The organism is Enterococcus sp. DIV0703, assembly GCF_051711065.1.
Lineage (GTDB): Bacteria > Bacillota > Bacilli > Lactobacillales > Enterococcaceae > Enterococcus_B > Enterococcus_B hirae.
This window is the reverse complement of sequence record NZ_JBIOLX010000001.1, coordinates 2138847-2164377: the sequence shown is the minus strand read 5'-3', so window position 1 is coordinate 2164377 and position 25531 is coordinate 2138847. Positions and strand designations below refer to the sequence as shown.

29 protein-coding genes and 1 tRNA gene are annotated in these 25531 nt (G+C 36.2%); 22 read left to right on the top strand and 8 right to left on the bottom strand.

The window, feature by feature from the left end:
* Positions 1 to 17: 17 nt before the first annotated feature.
* The 3 genes from IGK81_RS09935 to IGK81_RS09925 are packed head-to-tail and all read right to left on the bottom strand — an operon-like array spanning position 18 to position 3293.
* The gene (locus IGK81_RS09935) at positions 18 to 815 is read right to left on the bottom strand and encodes a TPM domain-containing protein (RefSeq protein ID WP_034699002.1); all 798 of its coding nucleotides are present in this window, start codon (positions 813 to 815) and stop codon (positions 18 to 20) included.
* Entirely contained in the window at positions 812 to 2023 is a 1212-nt protein-coding gene (locus tag IGK81_RS09930; protein ID WP_034699012.1) for an ATP-binding protein, read from the bottom strand. The genes IGK81_RS09935 and IGK81_RS09930 overlap by 4 nt, the downstream gene beginning before the upstream one ends.
* Positions 2024 to 2045: 22 nt before the next feature.
* Complete coding sequence (locus IGK81_RS09925; RefSeq protein ID WP_010718693.1) at positions 2046 to 3293, bottom strand: SPFH domain-containing protein; 1248 nt, start codon at positions 3291 to 3293, stop codon at positions 2046 to 2048.
* Positions 3294 to 3590: 297 nt separating this feature from the next.
* Here IGK81_RS09925 and dnaX point away from each other — a divergent pair, with 297 nt between their 5' ends.
* The 10 genes from dnaX (at position 3591) to IGK81_RS09875 (ending at position 11188) form a co-directional block, all read left to right on the top strand.
* Positions 3591 to 5339 (top strand): DNA polymerase III subunit gamma/tau, encoded by a 1749-nt coding sequence (dnaX, locus tag IGK81_RS09920; protein WP_431393398.1) that lies wholly within the window; start codon positions 3591 to 3593, stop codon positions 5337 to 5339.
* 24 nt (positions 5340 to 5363) lie between these two features.
* Positions 5364 to 5675, top strand: coding sequence for a YbaB/EbfC family nucleoid-associated protein (locus IGK81_RS09915; RefSeq protein ID WP_010718691.1), 312 nt, complete (start codon positions 5364 to 5366; stop codon positions 5673 to 5675).
* A 23-nt stretch (positions 5676 to 5698) separates the two neighbouring features.
* Positions 5699 to 6295 (top strand): recombination mediator RecR, encoded by a 597-nt coding sequence (gene recR / locus IGK81_RS09910; protein WP_010718690.1) that lies wholly within the window; start codon positions 5699 to 5701, stop codon positions 6293 to 6295.
* Positions 6296 to 6358: 63 nt separating this feature from the next.
* Positions 6359 to 7003 (top strand): dTMP kinase, encoded by a 645-nt coding sequence (tmk, locus tag IGK81_RS09905; RefSeq protein ID WP_010718689.1) that lies wholly within the window; start codon positions 6359 to 6361, stop codon positions 7001 to 7003.
* A 14-nt stretch (positions 7004 to 7017) separates the two neighbouring features.
* Positions 7018 to 7347, top strand: a complete 330-nt coding sequence (locus IGK81_RS09900) for a cyclic-di-AMP receptor (protein ID WP_010718688.1) — start codon at positions 7018 to 7020, stop codon at positions 7345 to 7347.
* A gap of 8 nt (positions 7348 to 7355) precedes the next feature.
* The gene (gene holB / locus IGK81_RS09895; protein ID WP_010718687.1) at positions 7356 to 8297 is read left to right on the top strand and encodes a DNA polymerase III subunit delta'; all 942 of its coding nucleotides are present in this window, start codon (positions 7356 to 7358) and stop codon (positions 8295 to 8297) included.
* Between the two features lie 35 nt (positions 8298 to 8332).
* Entirely contained in the window at positions 8333 to 9157 is an 825-nt protein-coding gene (locus IGK81_RS09890) for a PSP1 domain-containing protein (protein ID WP_034699017.1), read from the top strand.
* Positions 9150 to 9494: a DNA replication initiation control protein YabA gene (locus tag IGK81_RS09885; RefSeq protein ID WP_010718685.1), complete on the top strand. Its 345-nt coding sequence runs from the start codon at positions 9150 to 9152 to the stop codon at positions 9492 to 9494. Before IGK81_RS09890 ends, IGK81_RS09885 begins: the two co-directional genes overlap by 8 nt.
* A gap of 422 nt (positions 9495 to 9916) precedes the next feature.
* Entirely contained in the window at positions 9917 to 10783 is an 867-nt protein-coding gene (gene rsmI, locus IGK81_RS09880; RefSeq protein WP_034699020.1) for a 16S rRNA (cytidine(1402)-2'-O)-methyltransferase, read from the top strand.
* A gap of 144 nt (positions 10784 to 10927) precedes the next feature.
* Positions 10928 to 11188, top strand: a complete 261-nt coding sequence (locus tag IGK81_RS09875; RefSeq protein ID WP_002328071.1) for a hypothetical protein — start codon at positions 10928 to 10930, stop codon at positions 11186 to 11188.
* A gap of 300 nt (positions 11189 to 11488) precedes the next feature.
* Here the strand turns inward: IGK81_RS09875 and IGK81_RS09870 are convergent, their stop codons facing one another.
* The gene (locus IGK81_RS09870) at positions 11489 to 11836 is read right to left on the bottom strand and encodes a thioredoxin family protein (RefSeq protein ID WP_034699023.1); all 348 of its coding nucleotides are present in this window, start codon (positions 11834 to 11836) and stop codon (positions 11489 to 11491) included.
* 221 nt (positions 11837 to 12057) lie between these two features.
* Between IGK81_RS09870 and IGK81_RS09865 the strand changes: the two genes are divergently transcribed.
* A complete protein-coding gene (locus IGK81_RS09865) occupies positions 12058 to 13008 on the top strand; it encodes a permease (RefSeq protein WP_010738040.1) in 951 nt (316 codons plus the stop codon).
* Positions 13009 to 13018: 10 nt separating this feature from the next.
* Positions 13019 to 13882 (top strand): TIGR03943 family putative permease subunit, encoded by an 864-nt coding sequence (locus IGK81_RS09860; protein ID WP_010718682.1) that lies wholly within the window; start codon positions 13019 to 13021, stop codon positions 13880 to 13882.
* Positions 13883 to 14024: 142 nt separating this feature from the next.
* On the opposite strand, the gene IGK81_RS09855 is transcribed toward IGK81_RS09860, so the two are convergent.
* Both IGK81_RS09855 and IGK81_RS09850 read right to left on the bottom strand, forming a co-directional pair.
* Positions 14025 to 14516 carry a threonine/serine exporter family protein gene (locus IGK81_RS09855; RefSeq protein ID WP_034699026.1) on the bottom strand — a complete coding sequence of 164 codons (492 nt, stop codon included), beginning with the start codon at positions 14514 to 14516 and terminating at the stop codon, positions 14025 to 14027.
* A 15-nt stretch (positions 14517 to 14531) separates the two neighbouring features.
* Positions 14532 to 15284, bottom strand: a complete 753-nt coding sequence (locus IGK81_RS09850; protein WP_010718680.1) for a threonine/serine exporter family protein — start codon at positions 15282 to 15284, stop codon at positions 14532 to 14534.
* A 119-nt stretch (positions 15285 to 15403) separates the two neighbouring features.
* Between IGK81_RS09850 and IGK81_RS09845 the strand changes: the two genes are divergently transcribed.
* From IGK81_RS09845 to IGK81_RS09800, 10 genes are all read left to right on the top strand, one after another.
* Positions 15404 to 15474: transfer RNA gene (locus IGK81_RS09845), tRNA-Gly, on the top strand.
* A 285-nt stretch (positions 15475 to 15759) separates the two neighbouring features.
* The gene (locus IGK81_RS09840) at positions 15760 to 16476 is read left to right on the top strand and encodes a DNA/RNA non-specific endonuclease (RefSeq protein ID WP_034699030.1); all 717 of its coding nucleotides are present in this window, start codon (positions 15760 to 15762) and stop codon (positions 16474 to 16476) included.
* Between the two features lie 268 nt (positions 16477 to 16744).
* Positions 16745 to 17011, top strand: a complete 267-nt coding sequence (locus IGK81_RS09835; RefSeq protein WP_010718678.1) for an IreB family regulatory phosphoprotein — start codon at positions 16745 to 16747, stop codon at positions 17009 to 17011.
* Positions 17008 to 17439: a Holliday junction resolvase RuvX gene (gene ruvX / locus IGK81_RS09830; RefSeq protein ID WP_010718677.1), complete on the top strand. Its 432-nt coding sequence runs from the start codon at positions 17008 to 17010 to the stop codon at positions 17437 to 17439. Before IGK81_RS09835 ends, ruvX begins: the two co-directional genes overlap by 4 nt.
* Before the next feature lie 23 nt (positions 17440 to 17462).
* Positions 17463 to 17774, top strand: a complete 312-nt coding sequence (locus IGK81_RS09825) for a DUF1292 domain-containing protein (protein ID WP_010718676.1) — start codon at positions 17463 to 17465, stop codon at positions 17772 to 17774.
* A 640-nt stretch (positions 17775 to 18414) separates the two neighbouring features.
* Positions 18415 to 18624 (top strand): hypothetical protein, encoded by a 210-nt coding sequence (locus IGK81_RS09820; RefSeq protein WP_252703166.1) that lies wholly within the window; start codon positions 18415 to 18417, stop codon positions 18622 to 18624.
* 125 nt (positions 18625 to 18749) lie between these two features.
* On the top strand, positions 18750 to 20906 hold the full coding sequence (locus IGK81_RS09815; RefSeq protein ID WP_051641766.1) for a glycoside hydrolase domain-containing protein: 2157 nt from the start codon (positions 18750 to 18752) through the stop codon (positions 20904 to 20906).
* Positions 20907 to 21093: 187 nt separating this feature from the next.
* Positions 21094 to 21654: a hypothetical protein gene (locus IGK81_RS09810; RefSeq protein ID WP_034699039.1), complete on the top strand. Its 561-nt coding sequence runs from the start codon at positions 21094 to 21096 to the stop codon at positions 21652 to 21654.
* Between the two features lie 157 nt (positions 21655 to 21811).
* Positions 21812 to 22297, top strand: coding sequence for an SEFIR domain-containing protein (locus tag IGK81_RS09805; RefSeq protein WP_412003927.1), 486 nt, complete (start codon positions 21812 to 21814; stop codon positions 22295 to 22297).
* A gap of 206 nt (positions 22298 to 22503) precedes the next feature.
* Entirely contained in the window at positions 22504 to 23220 is a 717-nt protein-coding gene (locus tag IGK81_RS09800) for a hypothetical protein (protein ID WP_412003926.1), read from the top strand.
* An 810-nt stretch (positions 23221 to 24030) separates the two neighbouring features.
* Here the strand turns inward: IGK81_RS09800 and IGK81_RS09795 are convergent.
* Together IGK81_RS09795 and IGK81_RS09790 are read right to left on the bottom strand one after the other, a co-directional pair.
* Positions 24031 to 24333 (bottom strand): hypothetical protein, encoded by a 303-nt coding sequence (locus IGK81_RS09795; protein ID WP_010718673.1) that lies wholly within the window; start codon positions 24331 to 24333, stop codon positions 24031 to 24033.
* A gap of 122 nt (positions 24334 to 24455) precedes the next feature.
* Positions 24456 to 25475: a phosphotransferase family protein gene (locus tag IGK81_RS09790; RefSeq protein WP_034699044.1), complete on the bottom strand. Its 1020-nt coding sequence runs from the start codon at positions 25473 to 25475 to the stop codon at positions 24456 to 24458.
* Positions 25476 to 25531: the final 56 nt, after the last annotated feature.

Sequence of the window (25531 nt, the reverse complement as noted above, 5' to 3'; positions counted from 1 at the left end):
GTTCCTATTGTGGTGCTTTAAAAGCTTCGACCACCACCACCGAAAGTCCCGCCACCGCTGGAATGAGTCGTACTTCCGCCACCGCCGCTGCCAGGAGGTGGGCTTTTTGGAATCCTGCGTGTAGTGACAAAGGAGTTGGTTAAGCGATCTGTTTTATCCGTTAATTTTACGTTTGATTTTTCTCTAAATGGGTATTTATAAGTTCCTGATTTCAACTGATACCTCGAAACTGTTACAAAGTAGAATACGAGGCTCAATGCCAGGGCTAAGATAATAGAAATCACTATTTCAGTCGTCGTCAACACTTTATACCGCTTGATCTTACCAGTCTCTTCATCAATTTGATAATGTCCTCCAGGAACTCCAGCTTCTACATATTCTGAAGTTTTAGTCAAATAGGCTTGTGCTGCTGCAAAATAAGCCGAATTCGTCATTTGGTCGTAGACATCATCTAATGTGTCATTGATCCGAGCATCATCAAGATAATCGATCATATTACCAGAAGTTGAAATGTAAATCTCACGTTGCCCCATATCTAACAACAGAACAGCCCCATTTTGATCATTACCGATCGCATTTCTTAAGTAATCATCTGCAAACGTTCGAGGTTCTTCTGAGTTGGAAGTCGTCGTTACGATAAAGATTTGTCCTTTGATCTTCTCATCGATAGGCTGGATTTGTTGCTCTAAAGATTGGATCTGCTCTTGCGTGAACAAACCAGCTTCATCGTTCACTGCGGGTGTAGCAGCGTCAACGGAAGAACTCCAAAAGAAACCGAATAGGACTAGAAAGAAAAGTAAAATTCTTTTTTTCATATCAAGTATCCTCCAATTATAAAGAGGATCGCCAATACAGCAAAGATTCCAAAAGCCGTCAAGCCCAGTTTTTTATGACTGATGGGTAAAACACCGCTGACTTTACCTGTTTGACCATTCATGGCGTAATAATAGACTTTCTTATTGGCATCACTACTGCGATAAGTGACTAACCATACCGGTAAAAGAACATATTCATTATTCTCACTAGTGATATCTGTCGAAGTCCGAACATTGGTCAATGTGGTATAACCATTTGCGGTGTCACGTAACAATTTCTCGGAGTAATCTTGCAGTTCATCTTGCACTTGTGATTTGATTGCTTCATATTCGATATCTCGTTTTTCTGCTTGAAACCCTGCCAGATACTGACTTTTGAAGTCAATTGCCTTGTTCAAAGGAAACGGTTGGACTGCTTCCACCATTTTTTGTTGGGTATTCTTGGACAATGCATTTTTTACTAGTTCTTTAAAGGAAAGTGAGCCTTCTCGATGAACAGCAAACTGTTTGGTTTCTGTATACTCGATGTCACCCACTCGCCAAATACGAATCACTGTTCCGGTCGCTTGCATAGAGCCGTCAACGGTTGCATCCGTTGTCCAATAAGGAAAATAAACGCCAGTTAGTTTGTCGATTTGGTCTTTGTTGAAAAATTCTTTGGGTACAAACCATTTTTTCTTTGTCCAAGCTAAGAATTTTTCGACCGCCTCTTCTTTTTCGACTGCAAACGGTAAGACTTTATTTGGCAGTAATTTTCCACTTAACCGTCCGGATAAAACAACTGGATTGTGACAATAGTAGCAGTAAGTAGCAGCCGTTGTTGCATCGGTCACGATCTCTGCTCCACAGCTTGGGCAAAGAAATAGTTCCATCGTTGCTTCTGTTTCTTCTTCCACTGATTCAGCTGGTGTTGCTTGATCGCTAGGATCAGAAAAACCACCAGCTTCTTCAAACGCTTTTCGTTCTGCTTCATCCATCTGCTCCAACTGTTCATCTGCAGTAAAAGTAAAATCTTTTTCAGAATCTTGTTGGGAGGGCGGTTGATTTTCTGAGTGAATCCCTCGGGCTGCTTTTTGTTCTTGTTCGTACTGACTGACTTCTTCCTCAGTGTAAACATTTAAACAATAGTCACAGTGGAATTTTTGATCTTTTGGATCAAACGTGAGAGGACCCCCACAGTTTGGGCATTTATGTGTAAGAACGTCCATTCTATCCACACCTTTCTAAAACTTAGTCGAGTGGGATTCCTTTGAATGGTTTTCCACAATTTGGACAAAACTTAGGGATACCATTTGAAAGATCGACCACTTCGTTACATTCACTACATTTCATTTGTAACTTTGGTTGGACATTTGCAACTGGCTTGGCTGCCCCACAGTTAGAACAGAATTTTCCCGTATTTTCAGTTCCGCAGACTGGACATGTCCAAGTATCATTGCTCCCTTGAGCGGTTTGTTGGTTTTGTTTTTCAGCTTGTTGTTTGATTTGTTCCTGGTTATTTTGTGCTGCTTGTGAAAGGTAAGAACCATTAGCATTCATTCCCATTCCCATGCCCATAAAGCCAGTCATCGCGCCGGCATCATTTTTACCAGCTGCTTCCATCCCACGAGCAATCGAACCTTGAACATAGCCTTCACGGACACTTGGATCTCCCAACATCGCACCTTCATTACGCATATTGATCAATTTCACTGAATCATCTGTGTAAGAAATACTTGCTACTGCGACAGAAACGATTTCCATACCACGTAATTCATTCCAAGATTCATCTAAAACATTGCCCATGTATTTACTTAATTCTAAGCTTTTTGATGGAACATAAGAAATGCGCTGACCATCAGCAGACATTTGGTTAATCGCAGCTTGAAGAGCTGTTAAAAATTCTGCCAGATACTGCTCATTAATATCTGAGATTTCTACTTGCGTTTTGTTTTTAGGAATAGCGTTGGTATAAAACAAAATTGGATCAGTAATATGGATCGAATAAGTACCATGAGCTCGTAAGAATAATTCAGCATTGTAAAAATTGTCAAAATAGTTCAGTGGCGCACTGGTACCAAACTTGATTCCTTTGATTTCTTGAAGATTGATATAAAAGACTTGTTGCTTTTGAGGTGTCACGCCACCGAATTTAAAACGTTCAAAAGTTTCTGCGATCGCACCTTTCAATGAACCATTGAACATGGAAGGAGCAGAGTCATTTTTGATCGTATAGTAGCCTTCTTCGGCAGTATAATCAATGATTTTACCACCATCTACAAGGAGCATCATCATATTCGGATAGACATGGACAACGGTTCCGTCAGTTAGAACATCCTCTGTTCCTTTACGATTGGAGCCACGTTTATCATCTTTACGTACTTTCACACCTTTTGTCATAACTGTTGTATCGCTCATATCCGCTGGTTCGATTACTTCGATCCATTGATCTGCTAATCCACCGCCGATCATGCTTGTTGCTGCTTTGATAAGACCCATAAAAAATTCCTCCCTTTATGAATGTTGATTGTTAAATGAATGACTCTATTATACCATAGGAGCAATGAAAAACTCTCAGACGGAAGATGGATATTAGCTGTTTAGCTGATTTTCTTTCAGTTGCAAAAAGCAAGGAAGATCGAGAAAGCTGTTTGTGAGTATTTATTTGAAAGAATCGGGGAATACACAAGTAACTACAAACGACAAATCATGATTCTTCTCATAACTATAGTAGTTTTTTTTAGCAAAATCACGTATAATAAAAGATAGTGAATTTTTCAAAAAAGGGGGATCTTCATGGCATATCAAGCACTCTATCGTGTCTGGCGTTCACAGCGTTTCGAAGACATTGTCGGGCAAAAAGCGGTGACACAGACGTTGAAAAATGCTATCGTTTCCCATAAAACTTCTCATGCTTATCTATTTACAGGACCACGAGGAACTGGTAAAACGAGTGCAGCTAAAATTTTTGCAAAAGCTATCAACTGTCCGAATAGTCAAGATGGAGAACCTTGTAATCATTGTGAAATGTGTCAGTCGATTACAGCGGGAACACAAGAAGACGTGATTGAAATCGACGCAGCAAGTAATAACGGAGTCGAAGAAATACGTTTTATTCGAGATCGAGCGAACTACGCACCGACAAAAGCAACTTATAAAATCTATATCATAGATGAAGTGCATATGCTTTCTACCGGAGCGTTCAATGCATTGTTGAAAACTTTAGAAGAACCTAAAGAAAATGTTATTTTTATTTTAGCAACAACCGAGCCACATAAGATACCAGCAACGATCATTTCCAGAACACAACGCTTTGATTTCAAACGAATCAATGCAGCAGATATCGTTGAGCATTTGGCATACATTTTAAAGCAATCAGACGTACAATATGAAGAACCAGCACTAGGGGTTATTGCTCGAGCAGCAGAAGGCGGGATGCGTGATGCGCTAAGTATCATGGACCAAGCGATTTCTTTTAGTAATGGGATCGTAACTGTGGATGATGCGATGCAAGTTACCGGTAGTCTAACCAACGAGATGATGGATGAATTTTTAGGCGCTTGTGTGAATAATGAAGTGCCCAAAGCGTTAGAATCATTAACAGATATCTTAGCTGCTGGTAAGGAAGCACGGCGCTTTTTAGAAGATCTTTTACAGTATTGTCGTGACTTACTGATGTACCAACAAGCACCAAATCTCGTAGCAGAACGAACAACTTCACTTCGAGAACCATTTGTCGAACTAGCAAAAGAAGTACCTGCACCTCGACTTTTTCAGATGATCCATATTTTGAGTGAAACACAAAATGAGATTCGTTTTACTAATAGTGCTACGATCTATCTGGAAGTAGCAACCGTCAAGCTAGCTCAAGCTTCTGGTTCAGCTGCTCCTTCAAGTAGTAACCAAGCAAGTGAAGTAGACAGTCAGTTAATTAATCAGCTACAAGCAGAGATCAAAGAGCTGAAAAAAGCGATCAACGAGATCAAAACGAATGGGGGAACCCCTTCAACTACTGCCAAGCAAACACAAGCTCCTGTTCAAAAGAAACAAGCAAGTACGTATCGGATACCAACTGAACGAGTGTATCAGGTTCTAAGAGAAGCGACCAGAAAGCATTTGAATGAAGTCAAAGAAGTCTGGGACGATTTGTTGATGAGTTTGTCTGTGACACAACGAGCGATGCTTAAAGCAAGTGAACCAGTTGCGGCTAGTCCTACTGGGTTAGTCATTGAGTTTGATTACGAGATCGTTTGTCAACGAGCTGCTAACGACGAAGAATTACAGTTGGCGATCCATAATAATTTAAGTCGAATGATCAAAGACTATGCACCAGATTCAGTCTATATCACGAGAGAAAGCTGGCCAACGATCCGCAAAGACTATTTAGTCCAAGCAAAAGACGGGAGTAATGATGATTCTTTTGCTCCGGAAGATTCAGATGAAGAGATCGAACTGATCCCTCAACAAGCACCAAGTGAAGAAACGATCGTCACGAAAGCCGAAGAAATCTTTGGCACAGATGTTGTGACAATCATTGATGATTAAATAAAAAAAGGAGAATGATCAATTATGATGCGCGGAATGGGAAACATGCAAGGGATGATGAAACAAGTCCAAAAAATGCAAAAAGAGATGGTTCAAGCACAAGAACAATTGAACGAAACAGAGTTTACTGGTGTAGCAACCAATGAGTTAGTGAAAGTTATTTTTACAGGTGATCGTCGGATGAAAGACATCCAAATCAGTGAAGGTGTCGTGGATCCTGAAGATACAGAAATGTTGCAAGACCTGTTGATGATGGCTGTCAATGATGCTTTGACAAAAATCGATGCAGAATCTGAAAAAACAATGGGAAAATACACTAAGGGGTTACCCTTCTAATTTTTCCTAAAGGGGTAATGAAAATGCAATATCCAGAACCAATTGCTAAATTGATCGATAGTTACATGAGACTGCCAGGGATCGGTCAGAAAACAGCCACAAGATTAGCTTTCTACACGATCGATATGAAAGATGAAATCGTGAATGAATTTGCTAAATCGTTGTTAAGTGTCAAACGAGATCTTCATTTTTGTAGTGTTTGCGGCAACATCACAGAAGAAGACCCATGTGAGATTTGTAAAGATCCTTCAAGAGATCGGGGGGTTATCTTAGTTGTCGAAGAACCAAAAGACGTGATGGCGTTAGAAAAAATGCGGGAATATCGTGGGCTTTATCATGTTCTACATGGGGTTCTTTCTCCAATGGAAGGGACTGGACCTGAAGATATCAACATTTCTTCGTTACTTGAACGCCTACATGATGATCAAGTGAAAGAAGTGATCATTGCAACAAATGCAACCACTGAAGGAGAAGCTACTGCCATGTATCTTTCACGATTGATCAAACCGGCTGGTATCAAAGTCACTCGATTGGCCCACGGCTTATCCGTTGGTTCGGATATCGAATATGCTGATGAAGTGACCCTGTTAAAAGCGGTAGAAGGCAGACGCGAGTTATAAATTTTCTATAAAAAAGAATTTCGGCTACAATAAAGAAGTAACGCAAGAGATGGGGGCAAAAATGTGAACGGACTATTTATTACGATCGAGGGACCAGATGGAGCTGGGAAAACCAGTATTCTAAATGAGTTATTCCCTCTTTTGAAAAAAGTAGCAAAAACAAAGATCATTCAAACAAGAGAACCAGGTGGGATCCCGATTGCCGAAGAGATTCGGGCAGTTATCCTTGATCCTAAAAATGATCGGATGGATGAACGGACAGAAGCTTTGCTATATGCTGCGGCTAGAAGACAGCATTTGGTCGAGAAAGTCCTACCTGCTTTATCAGAAGGAAGCATTGTTTTATGTGATCGATTTGTAGACAGCTCATTGGCTTATCAAGGGGCGGGACGTAGAATTGGTGTTTCTGAGATTGCCCGCTTGAATGAATTTGCTACAGAAGGTACGACACCTGACTTTACCCTTTATCTCGATATTGATTCAGATACTGGATTGCATCGCATTAAAGAGAACCGAAGAGGTCAAATCGATCGATTAGATTCAGAAGGATTGGAATTTCATCAACGAGTACGTCATGCGTATTTAAAAATAGCTGAAGAGAATCCTGAACGTATTTATAAAATTGATGCAAGAAAGAGCTTTGAAGAGGTACTTCAAACAAGTTACAGAGCCATTGTTGAACAATACCCACAATTTTTTGAAAACTAGGAAGGTGACTGTATATGAAAATTATTTTAGCAATTATTCAAGACAAAGACAGTAATCGTTTATCCAATGAATTGATTGATGCCAATATCCGTGCAACAAAATTATCTTCAACTGGTGGCTTTTTGAAAGCTGGCAACAGTACATTTATTGTTGGGATTGAAGACGAACGTGTAGAAGAAGCATTAGAAATCATCAAAAAAACTTGTGAATCAAGAAAACAATTTGTTTCAACACCTGTCACGTTGGATATCTCTATGGACGGTGGAGTCCCTTATCCAGTAGAAGTTGAAGTCGGTGGAGCAACCGTCTTTGTGTTACCAGTTGAAGGATTTCATCAATTTTAGGAGGCGCCATGGATCAAGAATTTACGCTGGATCAAATGCAACCTATCGTGTATCAACAGCTTCAACGAAGTTTTGAGCATGGGCGCCTCGCTCATGCTTATCTTTTTGAAGGCGAAAAAGGAACGGGAAAACACGAAATGGGGATTTGGTTAGCACAACACCTGTTTTGTACGAATCTGCAGGAACAACTTCCTTGTGGAGTATGCAATAATTGTCAACGAATCCAAAACCAAGAACATCCAGACGTTTTAACGATCGTACCAGAAGGGCAAACGATCAAAGTCGATCAAATTAGACGTTTGCAAACCGAATTTAGTCGTAGTGGTTATGAATCTCGGAAGAAAGTTTTCCTTATTCAAGAAGCAGAAAAGATGAATGCAAGTGCAGCAAATAGTTTGCTTAAGTTTTTAGAAGAACCACCAGGCGATTTTCTAGCGATCTTAGAAACGGATTCGATTGGGCGAATCTTACCAACGATTCAATCACGCTGCCAAATCTTGCATTTTCAGGAGCTGGCTAAAGATGCGTTGATTTATAAATTACAACAAGCACAGATTCCTTTAGAAAAAGCGAAACTTTTGACTTTCTTGACGAACAGTTTCACAAAAGCAGTTGAAATATCGCAAAATGAATGGTTTAATGATGCTAAGGATTCGATTCAACAGTGGTTTGTGTATTTGCAAAAAAATGATACACAAGCATTCATTTATGTTCAAAAAAAGTTAATAAAGACTTTTAAAGAAAAATCGCAACAATTTACTGGTTTATCGATCTTAATGTTTTATTATCAAGAAGCTTTACAACAAGCTTTAATAGCAGAAAATCTTAGAAAAGTAACACGTATTAATCAGACGATTGAGCGTATTTTATTAGCGGAACAGAAATTAAGAAGCAATGTCAGCTTCCAAGCAGTAGCGGAACAGTTTGTTTTACAAACAATTACTGGCTGAGACAGCAGGAAAAATGAGGGGCAAGGGGGATGGAAATGGTCGAAGTAGTAGGTGTCCGTTATAAAGAAGCAGGTCCTATCTATTATTTTAAACCTGGTCAATTAACGTATGAATACAACGAGAAAGTAATCGTTGAAACTCAAAAAAACTTACATATTGCAACTGTCGCCATTCCTAAAGCAGAACTTGATCCGGAAGAATTGCCTGAGCAAATCAGTTCAATTTTGCATAAAGCGACACAAGCAGAACTCGAAAAAGAGCAAAAAAATAAAGAAGATGCAGAACAAGCCAGGCTGATTGCGAAAGAAAAAGTCCAAAAACATGGGTTAGAAATGAAGATCATTCATGTAGAATATACGTTAGATCGTAGTAAACTCATCTTTTCATTCACAGCAGATGGACGAATTGATTTTCGGGAATTAGTCAAAGACTTAGCTGCCGTGTTTCGTACTAGGATTGAACTTCAACAAATCGGGGTACGAGATGAAGCAAAATTGCTAGGTGGGATTGGTCCATGTGGACGGCCTTTATGCTGTGCTTCATTTTTAGGAGATTTTGTCCCAGTTTCAATCAAAATGGCAAAAAATCAAAATTTGTCCTTAAACCCGACTAAGATATCTGGGTTGTGTGGACGTTTGATGTGTTGCTTGCAATATGAAAATGAAGAATATGAATTAGCAAAAAAAGCACTTCCAGATTTTGGAACAGTGGTTAACACTCCTGATGGTAAAGGGAAAGTTGTCGGCTTGAACTTACTTAATCGACTAGTAAATGTTCGATTAACAGGTCGGGAAAATCCAATCGAATATGAATGGGATGAATTGAAAAACTTCATCCAGGTAGGTGAGATAAATGGATAAGAGATCATTATATGATGGCTTGAACCAATTAGAATCAGAGCTAAGAAATACATTAACTGAATTGGTGGAAATGAAGCAAGCATTACATGAGATCGTTGAAAAAAATACAACGTTGGAAATGGAAAATCAACGTTTAAGAGAGCATTTACGGGAATTAAATCAAGTACAAACACCAGCAGATAATGTGAAACAAGAACTTTCAAAATCTCGTATGAACTTAGAAAAGATTTATGAAGAAGGCTTTCATGTTTGTTATGATCTCTATGGCTCAAGACGTGAGAATGACGAACCTTGTGCCTTTTGTTTAGAAGTCATCTATCGAGAAAGCGGACGGTAAACAAAGAGATTTGAAACAAGCCTGATATTGCTTATTTTTAGCGATCAATAAACGGCACTCACAGTATCACTTCTACGGAATTAAGTCCGAAAATAAAAAATAAGAAATGCTATTTTTCAATGTTTCGCCCTTAATTCTTAAAGGAGGCCGTGTTGTTCACGACCTCTTATATGGCGTTCAAAGCATTGCTTCTGCGGAATTAAGCTCAAAAAATTAAAAATATGAAAAGCTATTTTCAATTTTTCGTTCTTAATTCTTGAAGCAGCCCATGCTTTTCACGACCTTTACACGGCGTTCAAGAAGCAACTCCTCAGCAATAAGCGATGATTTTCTAAAATATGGGAAGCTATTTTAAAAAATCCTCTCTTATTTGCTCGGAGTTAACCGCTTCTTTCACGACCTCTTACACAGGAGAATAAATCATGCTTAATCAAAAAAGTTTTAAAGGACATCATGAAACTGGCTCGCTTTATTTAGTACCGACTCCGATTGGCAATTTAGAAGATATGACTTATCGTAGTGTACGGATATTACAAGAAGTAGACTTGATTGCCAGTGAGGATACACGAAATACCCAAAAATTACTGAATCATTTTGAGATTCAGACACCGCAAAAAAGTTTACATGAACACAACTATAAGGAACGAATTCCGCAATTGATTGCTGAGTTGATGTCTGGTCGCTCGATTGCACAGGTAAGTGATGCTGGGATGCCTTCTATTAGCGATCCAGGACATGAGCTGGTACTTGCTTGCATCCAAGCGGGGATTCCGGTAATCGCTATTCCAGGACCAACTGCTGGGATGACTGCGTTGATTGCTTCAGGCTTGTTACCTCAGCCATTTTTATTTTATGGTTTTTTAGGAAGAAAGAAAAAAGAACAACAAACATCGTTAGAAACATTGAAAGAATACACAGCTACATTGATTTTTTACGAATCTCCTTATCGGATCAGTGCAACTTTAACGAATATGTTGACTGTTTTTGGTAACCGTCAAGTTGTTTTGTGTCGAGAATTAACAAAAATCCATGAAGAATATTTACGTGGAAGTATTGAAGAGTTATTAGACTACATTGAAGAACACCCTGTAAAGGGAGAATGCTGTTTATTGGTTGAAGGAAATACTGGAAGTGAAGAGCCACAAACACAAATTGAAGGATCATTGAAAGAACAAGTCGAACAGTTGATTGCTCTTGGGGAAAAAACAAATGCAGCTATTAAAGCTGTTGCTGTAAAAAATGGACTCAAAAAGCAAGAAGTATATCGACAATTTCACGACTTAGACTAGTTGTATCGAAAAAGATATTTTTTGAAAGAAAGTTATGTCCGAATTGCATAGGAAAGAACGTTTCTTTCCTAGTAATGACCATTTGCTTTCAATGAAAATTTAACTGATTTGAGACTTTTTCTAAAGATTATCGAGGTGATCAATGTGAAAACATATGTAGGTTTACTTGATAAGATCAGAGTGATAAAGACGCAACCATTGCTTGTTCGGTTTACATTGGAAACCATTCATCAGCCTCTTAATTGTATTGTTGCAAATGTCGAGATTGCGGATAAGTTGATGATGATGGAAGAAAGAAAATATAACATTGCTGTTACAGGACACTTGAATCGACGTAATCAGCTAGTTGTTGAGAGTTTGCAAGTGAGAAACCCAGATCAATATACACGAAATCTCAAAATCTAGAGCGAGTGCGAGAAGTACTATGAAATTAGTGTGGTGCAACGCTACTCGTAGATTTCAAATATTAAAACACCATGGAGATTGAATGAAGTTCAACCTCTATGGTGTTTTTACGTAATGTCAACTACATAGCTAAATAAACCATAGTGAAAAAAATACTGGAACGAATTTCTAAAATTTCGCCCATAGTAAGATGAAGGGAGCTTAGCAAACCTAAGTAAACCTAAGAAGTATTTTATCCTATCTAAAGGTTAGCGCGCATTAATTGTCTTCATATAGGTATAGTATAGGTTAAGACAACGATTACTGAAACAATTCTTCATAGCTGATCGTTTCATCAGAGTTATTTAACTGATCCAGCAGCGTTTCTAGTTTCGCAAAATTGATAAAGCGTGCTTGTCGTTCGACTTCTTTATTTTTATGGTAGATCAAAATAACTGGAGCAGTCAATATTTGAAAAGCACTAGCTACTTCAGGTGTTTCCACAGCATCTAAATGAAAACTAGGAAAATCATACTGATTCAATAATTTCTTCAAACGAGGAAGAACAGCATGACACACGCTGCAATTTGGCATAGATAAGTAAAGAACTACCGTTTCATCTTGTGCTAATGTCTGATGTACTTCTGATAGATTCGTGGTTTTTTTCATATAAAAAACGTCCTTCCTAATCAAAACAGCCTTTCACAATAAACGTTGTGAAAGATTTCGTGAACCCATTTAATCACAATAAGAAAAAAAGTCAATTAACTTGTCTTATTTTTATCAAATAAAAGATAAGAGTTAGGTAAGAAATAGAAGTAACCTTGTTTTTTTTTAGCGAAAAGCGTATATTATTCTGGCAAATGATGTTTATAGTAAGGAGCGAAAAAATGTTTTCTTTTATACCAAATTCGGTATTGCAGATGAGTACGATTTTTCTATCAATCGTTATTGAAGCTTTACCATTTGTTCTATTAGGCTGTCTCATCTCTGGGGCACTACAAGTCTTTTTAACACCTGAGCGAGTCAAACGCTGGTTACCAGATAATCGCTTTTTATCCATTTTGACTGGTTCTGTTTTAGGATTTTTCTTTCCATCCTGTGAATGTGGGATCGTACCGATCGTTCATCAGTTTGTCAAAAAAGGAGTTCCTGTGCATACCGCTTTTGCATTTATGTTAACAGCACCTATTATCAATCCAATCGTCATTTTTTCTACTTTTATTGCATTTGGGAACTCTTGGGAAATGGCCGGTTGGCGAATGGTTGGAAGCTTTGTGGTAGCGTTGATCATTGGTATCTGGCTCGCTTATTTTCAAAAAGAAAGTGTATTGAAAACGAAGATCCAACAAACAATCGATCATAACCATCATCACAACCATCATCATGACCACACCCATGGTACCAATAAACACGAGGAGGTCAAAATTGGGAGAATCAAGCAACTTAGTCAGCAAACAGGTCATGTCCTCACACATTCGATCGATGAATTTTTTGATACGGGTCGGTATCTGATTGTCGGTGGTCTGATTGCCGCTAGTATGCAAACTTACTTGCCAACTCGTGTCATGTTGACACTGGGCTCAACCAAACTACTAGCAATTATTATCATGCTTCTTCTAGCTTTTACGATGTCCCTATGCTCGGAAGCAGATGCGTTCATCGGGTCATCCTTACTCAGCCTTTTTGGTACAGCTCCTGTGGTGGCATTCTTAGTATTTGGACCAATGGTGGATATCAAAAACCTTTTGATGATGAAACGCTATTTTAATGGTCGCTTTATTTTGATGCTCATTGGTTTGATAGCCGTTAGTGTGATTGGTTTTACATTATTTATCTAGGAGGAGCAGTATGATACGATTTTTGATATTATCTGGTTATTTTGAGCTAATGATGTATTTACAAGTATCTGGGAAATTAGATCAGTACATCAATGTTCATTATCGTTATTTGGCTATTTTATCGATGATTTTATCTGCTTTACTTGCATTGGTCCAATTGTATATTTGGGTCAAGAGTGATTCAGTAAAAGGGAAAAAACAGGTAGATGAAGAAGTACACCATCACCACGATCATGATCACGATCACGGGTTAACCAAACCCTCACAACGAGTGATCGCTTATGTTCTGTTGGCTTTACCTGTTATTGTCGGTACTTTATTTCCGACAGTCAGTTTAGATACGACGATTGTGGAAGCAAAAGGATTCAATTTTCCAATAAGTAAGGAGTCGGTTGGGGACCCTGAAATGCAGACACAATATTTAAAGCCTGATACGAGCATTTATTTTAACAAGTCTGACTATTTGGATCAGATGAAAAAATTAAAAGAAAAATATGATGACAAACAGCTTATTAAGATCACTGATGAGAATTACTTGGAAGTCATGGAATTGATTTATAATTACCCAAGTGAATTTATTGGGAAAAAAATCTCTTATGAAGGCTTTGTGTATAAAACGCCAGATGGGGAAAAAGAAGATAATTTCTTATTCCGTTTTGGAATCATCCATTGCGTTGCTGACTCAGGTGTATTCGGTCTATTGACACATATGCCGGAAGGAACGAATGTCAAAAACGATGAGTGGTATAAAGTAGAAGGCACCATCCAATCTGACTACTATGAACCCTTCAAACGGGACATTCCAGTTGTAGAGGTCAATACTCTAACCAAAATCGAGGCACCTAAAAATCAATATGTGTATCGGTCATTTTAAAGCAAAGACTAAAATTATTAGTGACAAAAACAACTGATGTGACAATAAAAAACCAAAGTACTTGAAAATAGCTTGTAGCTTGCCTATTTTCTAGATACTTTGGTTTTTTATTCATGGCACGATTATTTTCGCCGTTACTTTTTCATTTATGAATGTTTTTAGTTGTTCTTTTTTTTCGTTTCAAAAAAATGGCTTCTCGTTTTAATTTGAAGTTTCGGATATTGTGGTTGAAGACCTCTGATAAAACGAGTCCTAAAGCAATAGCACCAGCAATCATGATCGCTTGAACTGTATAACTTGCAGCTGCCTGATACGAGCCAGTTACTAGATTTCTCACTGCTTGATAAGCCAGACCTCCAGGAACTAGTGGTACCATGCCAGGGATATTAAAGATGGTTACAGGCATTTTTAATCGTTTAGAAAAAAGATCACTGATAAATGCAACACCTAAAGAACCCAGTAACGAACCAAAAGCCGGCGTACCACCCAAATCCACACATACCCAATAGATCATCCAGCCAAAGGCACCAGAGAGCCCGCAACAAATCAAGGCACGTCTAGGAACGTTGGTGATGATCGCAAAAGCCGCTGTGGCTAAAAAGCTAAAAGAAAATTGAATAAATAGATTCCACATCATCATGTTCCTTTCTCAATAAAAAAGTTGGAAGATAAAGGCAATCGCAAATCCGATCATTGTGGCAGTCATCATGGCTTCTGTACCACGAGAAACTCCAGAAACATAGTGTCCAGCTAGTAAATCCCGAATAGCATTTGTAATCTGTACTCCAGGAACAAGGGGCATGACACAACCGATGATGATCAAATCCTGATTGGCACCTAATCCGACACGAACGCTGAGAATAGCTGTAAGACCAATTAACAAGGAAGATAAGAACTCTGACAAAAATTTGATCCGAAAAAATTTTAAACTATATAAGTAAATCGCATAGCCGATACCGCCGATCATCAAAGTGATTGGTAGATCACTCATTTCTCCACCAAATAATACCATGATCGTTCCGCTAATCACCGCAGCACTTAAAATTTGAAGCCATACTGGGAAAAATGACCGATCTTTTTCAATGGCTTGTAAGGCAATGTAGAGATCATTCAAAGTTAACTCACCAGCAACATATTTTCTAGAAAGATTATTGACATTGACAACTTTTTCCAGATTAATGGAGCGATTGGTGATTTGTTCCATTCTAATGGTTGACGTACGGTCAAGACCAATAAACAAACCCGTTTGAGTAACATAGCTGACCAGGCGATAATTGCCAGAAGCAAGAGCGATTCGGCTCATTGTGTCTTCTACTCGGTACATCTCAGCGTTGCTTTCCATCATGATTTTGCCAGCTAATAAACAAGTATCAAGTAATAAATCCAACTCTTTTTCTGTCATAATATTTTCTCCAATAGTTCATTTGTTGCTTTTATTTTACTACAAATGACTAAATAAAAGAGAAATAAATAAATACTTGAGTATGAAATGAAAGAGGCGTATACTGATTTTTGTAAGATGCGGGTGTAGTTTAGTGGTAAAATCCCAGCTTCCCAAGCTGATGTCGCGGGTTCGATTCCCGTCACCCGCTTAAACGAACGATAGGAATGAAGAGAAACAGTATTGATCACATTTTGTTTGATCAATACTGTTTTTTGTTTTTGAGTCACAAGGTATTTTTTGCTTGATTAAGTGAAAACATACTGTTTTAAGATCAATGATTTTTTATGACGTATTCTTTTTAAGAAGAGATCAATTTTTACTTAGTATAGAGAATTAAAGGTAGAAATAAATGGAATAAAATAAGTTTAAATATTTTAAAAAAGGGGAACGTATGTTAAAGTTTAGAATAGTTGTTTAGAAAAGGAGTAAAGAAATGCAGAAAAAATCAACAAAAGCCATTATGGGTGTGGTTGTTGCTGTTTTAGCAGGGGCACTAGGACTATCAACACAAAAAAATTCAGATATCGTTCAACAAATTACTGGGTTATTTGACTCAACCCCACAAGCGTCAAAAGTAGCAGACGTACCAGAATATGATGGGAAGCATCAAGAAATTGAGATCAATCAGAATCGTCCGGATTTCACTGAAGAAGATTTGAGCTTAGCTAAAGGAACATGGCAAAGCTATTCAAATATTGATCGATTGAACCGTGTAGGTGCGGCCAACGCGTTATTGGGAAAAGACCTTTTTCCCAAAGAAAAACGCGAGCCGTTGTATATTGATCCAACTGGTTGGAAACAAAAAAAATTAAGCGATGGCCAATGGCTTTATAATCGTAGCCATTTGATTGGTTATCAATTGACTGGACAAAACAACAACATCAAAAATTTGATGACAGGTACTCGTTCATTAAATGCGCCGTATATGCTAGTCCATGAAAATGATATTGCCGCTTATATCAAAGAAACCAATCATCACGTTCGTTATCGTGTTACTCCACATTTTAAGGGAGATGAATTAGTTGCCAGAGGAGTACAATTAGAAGCAGAAAGTATTGAAGATAAAAAAATAAAATTTAATGTGTTTATTTATAACGTTCAAGAGGGTTATGAAATCAACTATGATACCGGACAGGCGAGAAAAAAATAGCTAATGACATTTGATAGTATACGAAAAAAGTATGAACTTTTTGAAGAATTATCGAAAAAGCTTATATTTATTTAAATATAGCGTATACTTTGGTTAAGATACGATCAAGTAACTGAACATTTGATCACAAATATGTTAAAGTAATGAGAAGTCTGTTTATTAATTTAACCGGAAGTTTTTTAAGATTTATTTGTAGTTTTAAGGTAATTCGAGTAAAATAAAAGTGTAGAAGGTAAATGAATACCTTGCGGGAAAGAGGTGTAGAATCATGGGTTTTACAGATGAAACCGTACGTTTTGGTTTTGACGATAGTCGTAAAAAAGAAGTAAGTGAGACATTAGCGATCGTTTATCGGGCTTTAGAAGAAAAAGGCTACAATCCAATTAATCAGATTGTTGGCTACTTGCTTTCTGGAGACCCGGCCTACATTCCTCGTTATCGTGATGCAAGAAACTTGATACGTCGTCACGAACGCGATGAAATCATGGAAGTAATTGTTAAAGATTATCTAACAAACCATGGGGTAAGTATATGAGAGTAATGGGCTTAGATGTGGGCTCAAAAACAGTTGGTATTGCTGTTAGCGATCCATTTGGTTGGACCGCTCAAGGAGTAGAGATCATTCGTATTGATGAAGAGGCGGAAGAGTTTGGCTTTGACCGTTTGAAAGAACTGGTCGATCAATACGAAGTAGACCGATTTGTCGTAGGCTTACCTAAAAATATGAATAATACAATTGGACCAAGAGCAGAAAGCTCAATGGCTTATGGAGAAAAAATTAAAGAATTATTCTCGTTACCAGTTGAATATCAAGATGAACGACTAACCACAGTTCAAGCTGAACGAATGTTAGTTGAGCAAGCCAATACATCAAGAGCTAAAAGAAAAAAAGTGATTGATAAATTAGCTGCTGTCATGATTTTACAAAATTATTTAGACGGTTCAGGAAAAAAATTATTTTAATTTCAATGAAAAGAGGGAGACTTATGACAGAACATAACCACACACATGACCACGATCACGAAGGGCACGAGCATATCACCTTAGTAGATGATCAAGGAAACGAAACATTATATGAAATCTTATTAACAGTTGATGGACAAGAAGAATTTGGCCGTAACTACGTATTGCTTTATCCAGCTGGTGTACCAGAAGATGAAGATGTTGAGTTACAAGCCTATGCTTATGTCGAAAATGAAGACGGCACAGAAGGCGAACTAGAACAAATCGAAACTGATGCAGAATGGGACATGATTGAAGAAGTATTCAACACGTTCATGGCTGAAGAAGAAGAATAGTCTTCAAATGACGGCTGAACCCTTGATGGATAAGGGTTCAGTTTTTTTTTGTTTTGCTTTGACCAAGGTTATTAAAAATCGGCTCTTTGTCAAGAAGGACTGATGAGTGGAGTAAAATCAAATCTGAGTCTGAACAATCAACTCGGTTTCATCAGTCCCATAAATTATAGAGCCAGTAAAACAAATACGGCGACTTTATCCAAAAAGAGGAGCCCTAGAGTATCCTATTACACTTATTTTGCGACATACCCATCCAAAAGGACGATTGGAGTGGGAAATATGGATTTTTGGGTAGAACGAATCATAGAAGTAGAGGATTATGTAAAAGAACAAGATGAAAGACGTTTAGACATAATTTTGTTGAATTTCGTTTCGTATTTAAAAAAGTGCAAAATATCCACATTTTTCAGTAAGTAATGTAGGCGTATACATTTAGTTTGAAGATTTTATAGTGCCTATCTCTTTGTGACTTGGGAAGCAATCGAAGCTTTTCGAGAAAAACAAAAAATGATTTTAACTTTAAAAATGTTTTTTTCCATCGATTATTTATTGCAGAAAAAATGTTTGGCGTTTATACAAGAAAAAATCAGAGAAAACCAACGATAAACAGGGCATTACTTATGCAAGTGGGTATTGGCAAATGATCGATGAGTCCAATGACTGCTTTCCAACCTGTTTTTTAGACGAGAGTGCATTGATGATCAAAGAGATTTTAATGAAGTATCAGGTAATTGCTCCTGATGATGCGCAGTTTTTTCCTTTGTTTGTCGACGGATATTCGTGTGCTGAAGCGGTGAGCTATTTGTTTTTTGAAGAATATAACACACGTATGCGGAAAAAGATTGAGTGAATGAAGTGGAGATTCAAGAAATACTTGGAAAAAGAAAATTTTTTTCTATTTCCAGTCACAAATGACGAAAATCTCCGACATATCTAAGTGATTCGAATCAAAAAAAATTTTTAGGAGTGAAAAAAATGAACGTAAATGATAAACAATTAAGAGAAGATCCATGGGTATTAGAAGTACAACAATGGTTGAATAAAACTTATGGAAATGTACTTGGTTTTGGTTCAGTTCCGGAAGATGGCCGTACTGGATGGGATACGGTCTATGGTTTGATTCGTGCAGTACAACATGAGTTAGGTATTACAGAACTGGTCAATAATTTTGGTGAGACTACTTCAGCACTATGGGATCAGCAAGTGACGCCCAACTTAATTAATACGTATGAAAGCCCAATTGTAAAATTGATTGATGGTGCTTTTCGTTGTAAAGGGATGGGAAATGGGAAATTTGACACAGTTTATACGCTCGATAATGATGATGCAACTAAAGGCTTGAAAATAGCTGCTGGATTTGAGAATCCAACCAGTACGTTAGACTCAATGTGGGCCAAAGCCTTGTTTGATATGAGTGCCTTTGTATTAGTTCAAGGAGGCGATGAACGAACACGGGAGATGCAACAAACTTTAAATAGAAAGTATTCGGAATGGACAGGAATCTTGCCTTGTGACGGGATCTATCAACGTGCCACAAATACTGCCTTGATTTATGGTATTCAAGTGGAGATTGGTTTATTTAATGTGGCCAATGGTAATTTTGGGCCGGCTACACAAGAAACTTATGGTACGTTGGCGGCAAATCACCAAATTGAAGTATATAATGATTTGGTATTATTAATTCAATACGCTCTTTATCAAAATTTAAGAGCCATTGATCCTAGCACTGCATCATTTACTGGTAGCTTAGATGGGCCTATGATTTTAAATTTAATCCTATTTCAACAATTTATGATGTTGACAGATGTAGAAAAAGGCTATCCCGATTTAAAAACGATGATGTCATTAGTACTTTCATCTGGTTCTTCTGATCGGAGCTTTGAAGCTGTTGATACCGCCTTACAGCTAACAACACCTCAAATCGAATATTTATATAATTACGGAATTAAATATATTGGGCGGTATCTGACAGGAACAGTTGGGAATGACTTTGTTCCGAAGTATTTAACACGTGAAGAAGCAAATTATATTATCAGTAAAGGGATGGCAATTATACCAATTTATCAAGATAATAATCCGGAAGTCTCCTATTATACTGCAGCTCAAGGGATTTCTGATGCTAAAGCAGCTATTAAAGCAGCAACTAAACTAGGGATGCCAAGCGATACAATTATCTATTTTGCGGTAGATGTTGATGCTTTAGATTCCGATATTACGACGAATATTATTCCTTATTTTCAAGGTGTTTCTTCCCTACTTCGTTCCGGAACAACCGGAAATAAGTACTCTATGGGTGTTTATGGTACTCGGAATGTTTGTACAAGAGTAAGTGAAGAGGTAGGAGCAGTAGCTAGTTATGTATCGAATATGTCAACTGGTTGGTCAGGAAATCTCGGGTTTTCGCAACCAACCAATTGGACGTTTGACCAGTTTGCAGAACCAACAAATGGAATCGATGGGATTTTTGTCGATCAAGTGGCAGTTTCACACAATGATTCAGGAGTAGTTTCTTTAGATAAACGCGAAAATGAAGCAGAAAAAGCCTTATTACAATCAATGGGATGGGATATTTTAAACAAAAAATTATTAGATACGTCTTATGAGTTTGACAAAGAACAACTATTGGTTGATTATGGCGCTATTGAAGTTTCAGGAGTATCTTCAACAAAAATTTCTGATCCAGATCCATCAATGTTGGTAGTGAATTTTAATAACGGTACACCAGAAATAGAAGGAAATATTGATTTAGGTGATACTTTAGAAGCAAAAGTGATTTCTTCTCTTGGAGGAATTGGTGGAGAGATCTCTGCTGGGCGATTAAGCTTTGGCTTGTCTTCAGAAAAGGATAACTTAGTGTTAGACATGAACGCAGTGATTGAAGACGAAGAAACTAGTTCTGAAAAAATTGAAGTCAGTCAAGGATTTACTGTAAAAATTGATATGAATAAGATAAGTAGTTATGTGAAAACACTTTTTGGAAAATTATGGGAATTTATTAAGGAAAATTATCTTGCTATGTTAGTAATAGGGGCGGTATTTGGTCTTGCTATATTATCAGGGGTCACTCTAGCTACAATAGTTAGTGTACTAGCTACAGCATTTGGGTACATCTTAGAAGTGATGAGTATTTAAGAAATAAGATGAAAATCTTTACAATAGTAACTTGATGTTATTACTGTAAAGATTTTCTTTAATAGCTGTAAAAGATGCCGTTATTAATTGGACTTAATAAACAAAAAAGAAAAAATTATTATAGATTAATGTTTACATAGTTAATATTTGTTATAATTATTTTTTATAAGAATATTGAGGTGAACAAATGGCATTCATTAAATTAATTTTTTCTATTTTTTCTCTGGCTATGTTAATTACTATGATTGTTAGTTTTATTATGATAATGAAATTTACTATAGTACAGCATAGATTGAACTTTAGGAAAAAACAATATATAAAGAAGAGTTTTCCAAAACTCACAAAGAAAGATCTCAAATATCGTCAAATAAAAATATTTAACTACCAACAGCTATACCTTAATAGTGGTTTGAAACATAACCTTCAAATGACTGCTCTAATCGGTTCATTTATAGGGATGATAGCGATGTTTATAATTGCATTTTTTACAAAAGATGTAAATCTATCGTTTGTGTTATTGTCTCTTACTTTCTGTTTAATTTCTATTTTTATATTGACACAACCTAGTTTGAAAGAACGGAATAGTTTTTGGAATGATTATTTAGAAGAACATCCAGATAATCCATTGAACGTTTGTTCATTCCCTTTAGACTTAGATGAAAAAGCGTATGAGAATGAAAGAAAATTAGGTGTTTATAGTCTTATTTTTGCTGTCTCTCTTTTTGTTGTTTCTTTTATAGGAAATTAGGAATTACTTGTTTTTATTAAGTTTAAAAGCTTCTGTTTTTTTATGAGGGTAGAAGTTTTTTATTTTTATCCTTTATATATAATCTATATTAGGTATAGAAGGAGTAAGTTATGCTAAATATATAGTATTAATTACATATTCATTGGGGGAAATACTGTTGGAAAATATTAAAACAAAAAAGGTGTTTATATCGTATAGTTGGTCAAATGAAGAACACAAGGAAAAGGTAATACGATTAGCTGAAGAGTTAGTGAATCTAGGTATAGACGTAATATTAGATGAATGGGATTTAAAGCCTGGACAAGATAAATATGAATTTATGGAACAAATAGTTACTGATTCTTCTTTGGACAAAGTGCTAATTATAACAGATAGAGTTTATGCTGAAAAAGCAAATAAAAGACAAGGGGGTGTAGGTGCGGAAACTCAAATTATTACCCCCTCTTTATACGAAGATTTAGGGGAAATAAATTTATACCGATTATTTTTGAGAAAGATGAGAATACTGGGAAAGCTTTTTTACCTACTTATGTTAAGTCACGTATATATATTGATTTATCTAGTGATCAAGTATATCAGCAAGGACTCGAACAGCTTGTTAGAGATATATATGAAAAACCTTTACGTACAAAACCAAAATTAGGTAAGGCACCTTCTTATATTGTTGAAGATAGAATCAACACTTTTAAGATTGAAAGAAAAGCTGATGATGTAGAGTATGCGCTAAGTAAAGGTACAAAAAGAGTTGTTTTTGCACTTAAAGATTATTTTGATATTTTTATTGAAGAACTAGATAAGCTTGAAGTAAAAGAAAATTCTGGTGAATCTTATGATGCTGCTGCTTTACGAATGGTAGATGAGTCACTTCCATTTCGTCAATCATTCGTAAAAGTATTGAATGTTTTTGTACAGGAAGAGAGTGTTGACTCGGAATTTATTAGTGAATTTTTTGAAGACTTTTACAATAAAATTATGCAAATGGAAACACAAGATATGTTGGCTCCAGAAGCAGCAAAATTCTTATTGACAGAATTGTTCATATATACAACGTCAGTATTTATTAAGTTTAAAAGATGGGATAATTTATCAAGTATATTAAACCATATATTTTATAGTAAATCTGAGCGCAATAATTTTTATTTTGTTGCTTTGAGGATACCACCTCGGATTATATTGGGTGGAGAAATTCAAAGAGGCAGTGGCAGAGTTTCAATAATAGCTGAAAAAATGGAGAAAAGAACTACTGAAAAAGAATTTAATTCGATGATTGAGGCTGATATGTTTTTATATTATGTGAGTAAGATAAATCCACTTATAGATACGTATACCTGGTTTCCGATATTGTATATTTTTCTAGACAGATTAAACGGAAACATAAAAGTACTTACTCTGCTAAAAAATAAATCGAATTTAAGAAGTTTATTGCCAATATTTGGCGTATCCCAAGTAGACTTAACAATGAAAATATCCAGTATAAATGCTAGTCCAGGTTATCCAAGAGCTTTTAAGCAAATTCCGGCATTCCAAAGTTTTATAAAATCAGATGAAATTGGAGTTCAACCTTAAAATAATAATTGAAATTAAAAATTTCCTAGATCTGAGGAACTAAAGTGGTAATAGTTTATAGTATTGATTGTTTATAATATGTTATATGCTAACATAAAAGTAGAAGATAAATTATTCTTCAAAAACATCGTTTCTTCCAAAAAAATAATACACAAATCAGGAAAAGCAGATCTCTCACTAGTAGGATCTGCTTTTTTATTTGCTAAATATGTTATTGTCTTCAGATCAATAATTTGAGTATATCTAAATAGTTTTGAATACTTATGTGTCATTTTTCTAGATAAATGACATAAATATTCAGCGCTAAGTGACAAAAGAAACTAATTTTCCATGATTGATTTTTAAATATCTCAATCTATCTTCAAAATTAGTTGCTTTTGTGGCTATTGTTGTCTATGAATATGACAAATAATTAGAAAAAACTATGGCAATTAAACATAAAAATGACAGAACACGAAATGAATTGATTTTCTAAAAAATAAAGTATCCAGAAATGGAGGGATTTCTGGACACTTTTGTTGTAATCGAATATGAAGTGTATCCTATTCTTTTTGTGTCTATAAACACTCAAACAAAGTTCATTAAATGTTTAGATGTGCTGCAAGTTTTTTAATTGCTTTATTTTTAGTCGCTTGGCTAAGGTTAACCATCGGTGTCCTTTTTTTGTTAACAGCCAACTGATGAATGTATGTCATCTAATACAATAGAAGAATAGAGTTATAACAGGTATTTAAATATGTGTTTCTTCTGAAAAATAAAATACTCCAAGCAAGAGAGAAATTCTCAATTGCTTAGAGTATTCGCAAGCCCTTATTTTGATGAACTTTTCCAATTCTCATATTGTTCTTTTAATTTCTTGATATACCAAGGGATTCGTTCAGGATTGTTGCTCAGAAAAGTCAAAGCATTTTCTTCAGATTCAACAATTTTTTTATCAATCACATAGGCAAATTTTTGTATGTCCATTTCTAACTTATCAATATCACTTATGAAAAATAGTTGACCGTTAGTTTTGGCGGTCTTATTTAATGAACTCCATTTTATTTGTTTATTTTCATATGAACTATCATTAGACTGATTGTTTTCAAAACGAAATTTTATTTTTTTATTCATAAGCTTCCTCACCCTTTATATTCATCCTAATTTTTTGGTTTCAAGAAATATTTCATTAAGATAGATTGGTTAGACTCATCTTTTTAAGGTATTTTAATCCTTTTTGGTAGTTGGAATTTTCTTTATTTGATAACATATTCATTTTTGCTCAATTTTTTTAAAAAGGTTTTAATTTTTGAATTTAGATAGTATCGGTATATTTCCGCTATAATTTTCGGATAGCGATAGGTGCATGCTATTTCTACCAAATGAGTATAGATATCATAGAGTACAAGCCTAATCTTATCTTCTTGACTAAACGTAAAATGATCATTTATCACTTTACTGTAACCTGAGATGAAATTTGGATCTTTTTCTAATCTATCTAACATGAATGAAGGGAATGTGGCTAATGGATCTCCGAAAAAGAATCGTTCAAAATCAATGATACCAGAGATAGTCAACTTTTCTTTTTTGGGCGCTAAATATATATTTCCAGTCCACATATCATAATTAACAAGCTTAGGTGTTTGAATTTCATCCAGCAGTTCTTTTCTTTGTTCTATAGCAGATAAGATTTCAGTATACGGAATTTTGTACCCGTGCTTTCGAGCATCCTCTAACAAATCGCTAACCATAGCTGTGAATGCTTCACTCCAAGATGTGTAACGATAATGACGTTCTTCTTTGATATAGCCAAACCATTTGCCTTCAATCCCATGTAATTTAGCATTGATTTTCCCGAGTTTTTTCATCAATTCAGGTCTTGATTTATTTAAAAGCAAGTAATTAGAAAAATAGTTGGACCAAGTTTTTCCTTTAACACACTCTAATAGAATGTAATTATAAGGAATCACTTTTCTTGAAAAATCATATGCATACATTTTGGGTACAGGGACATGATGATCTTGGAGCAACTGATAAACATAAACTTCTGTGTAAAGTCCGCCTTTTTCTAACAAAGGTAAACCAGCACTTTCGTCAGGTGCAGTCTTTAATACTACTCCGTTGCGTAATTCTTGGGTGCCTTTTATTAGGTAGACTGTATTCAGCGTTCCTTCCTTAAATTGCTTGATACTCGTAACTTCAGAATATTTAAATTGTTTGTATATAACCGTTTTGATTTGTTCATTTGTTAGCGCATTTTTTGTTGAAATCTTCATACCTTCCTCCATACGTTACTTGCAATAATTTAGTTTCTTCATTCGTCGAAAGAGCA

Coding starts and splice junctions, on each gene's coding strand:
- IGK81_RS09935 (WP_034699002.1), bottom strand. CDS start 815: ATGAAAAAAAGAATTTTACTTTTCTTTCTAGTCCTATTCGGTTTCTTT.
- IGK81_RS09930 (WP_034699012.1), bottom strand. CDS start 2,023: ATGGACGTTCTTACACATAAATGCCCAAACTGTGGGGGTCCTCTCACG.
- IGK81_RS09925 (WP_010718693.1), bottom strand. CDS start 3,293: ATGGGTCTTATCAAAGCAGCAACAAGCATGATCGGCGGTGGATTAGCA.
- dnaX (WP_431393398.1), top strand. CDS start 3,591: ATGGCATATCAAGCACTCTATCGTGTCTGGCGTTCACAGCGTTTCGAA.
- IGK81_RS09915 (WP_010718691.1), top strand. CDS start 5,364: ATGATGCGCGGAATGGGAAACATGCAAGGGATGATGAAACAAGTCCAA.
- recR (WP_010718690.1), top strand. CDS start 5,699: ATGCAATATCCAGAACCAATTGCTAAATTGATCGATAGTTACATGAGA.
- IGK81_RS09900 (WP_010718688.1), top strand. CDS start 7,018: ATGAAAATTATTTTAGCAATTATTCAAGACAAAGACAGTAATCGTTTA.
- holB (WP_010718687.1), top strand. CDS start 7,356: ATGGATCAAGAATTTACGCTGGATCAAATGCAACCTATCGTGTATCAA.
- IGK81_RS09890 (WP_034699017.1), top strand. CDS start 8,333: ATGGTCGAAGTAGTAGGTGTCCGTTATAAAGAAGCAGGTCCTATCTAT.
- IGK81_RS09885 (WP_010718685.1), top strand. CDS start 9,150: ATGGATAAGAGATCATTATATGATGGCTTGAACCAATTAGAATCAGAG.
- rsmI (WP_034699020.1), top strand. CDS start 9,917: ATGCTTAATCAAAAAAGTTTTAAAGGACATCATGAAACTGGCTCGCTT.
- IGK81_RS09870 (WP_034699023.1), bottom strand. CDS start 11,836: ATGAAAAAAACCACGAATCTATCAGAAGTACATCAGACATTAGCACAA.
- IGK81_RS09865 (WP_010738040.1), top strand. CDS start 12,058: ATGTTTTCTTTTATACCAAATTCGGTATTGCAGATGAGTACGATTTTT.
- IGK81_RS09860 (WP_010718682.1), top strand. CDS start 13,019: ATGATACGATTTTTGATATTATCTGGTTATTTTGAGCTAATGATGTAT.
- IGK81_RS09855 (WP_034699026.1), bottom strand. CDS start 14,516: ATGTGGAATCTATTTATTCAATTTTCTTTTAGCTTTTTAGCCACAGCG.
- IGK81_RS09850 (WP_010718680.1), bottom strand. CDS start 15,284: ATGACAGAAAAAGAGTTGGATTTATTACTTGATACTTGTTTATTAGCT.
- IGK81_RS09840 (WP_034699030.1), top strand. CDS start 15,760: ATGCAGAAAAAATCAACAAAAGCCATTATGGGTGTGGTTGTTGCTGTT.
- IGK81_RS09835 (WP_010718678.1), top strand. CDS start 16,745: ATGGGTTTTACAGATGAAACCGTACGTTTTGGTTTTGACGATAGTCGT.
- ruvX (WP_010718677.1), top strand. CDS start 17,008: ATGAGAGTAATGGGCTTAGATGTGGGCTCAAAAACAGTTGGTATTGCT.
- IGK81_RS09825 (WP_010718676.1), top strand. CDS start 17,463: ATGACAGAACATAACCACACACATGACCACGATCACGAAGGGCACGAG.
- IGK81_RS09820 (WP_252703166.1), top strand. CDS start 18,415: ATGATCGATGAGTCCAATGACTGCTTTCCAACCTGTTTTTTAGACGAG.
- IGK81_RS09815 (WP_051641766.1), top strand. CDS start 18,750: ATGAACGTAAATGATAAACAATTAAGAGAAGATCCATGGGTATTAGAA.
- IGK81_RS09810 (WP_034699039.1), top strand. CDS start 21,094: ATGGCATTCATTAAATTAATTTTTTCTATTTTTTCTCTGGCTATGTTA.
- IGK81_RS09800 (WP_412003926.1), top strand. CDS start 22,504: ATGGTAGATGAGTCACTTCCATTTCGTCAATCATTCGTAAAAGTATTG.
- IGK81_RS09795 (WP_010718673.1), bottom strand. CDS start 24,333: ATGAATAAAAAAATAAAATTTCGTTTTGAAAACAATCAGTCTAATGAT.
- IGK81_RS09790 (WP_034699044.1), bottom strand. CDS start 25,475: ATGAAGATTTCAACAAAAAATGCGCTAACAAATGAACAAATCAAAACG.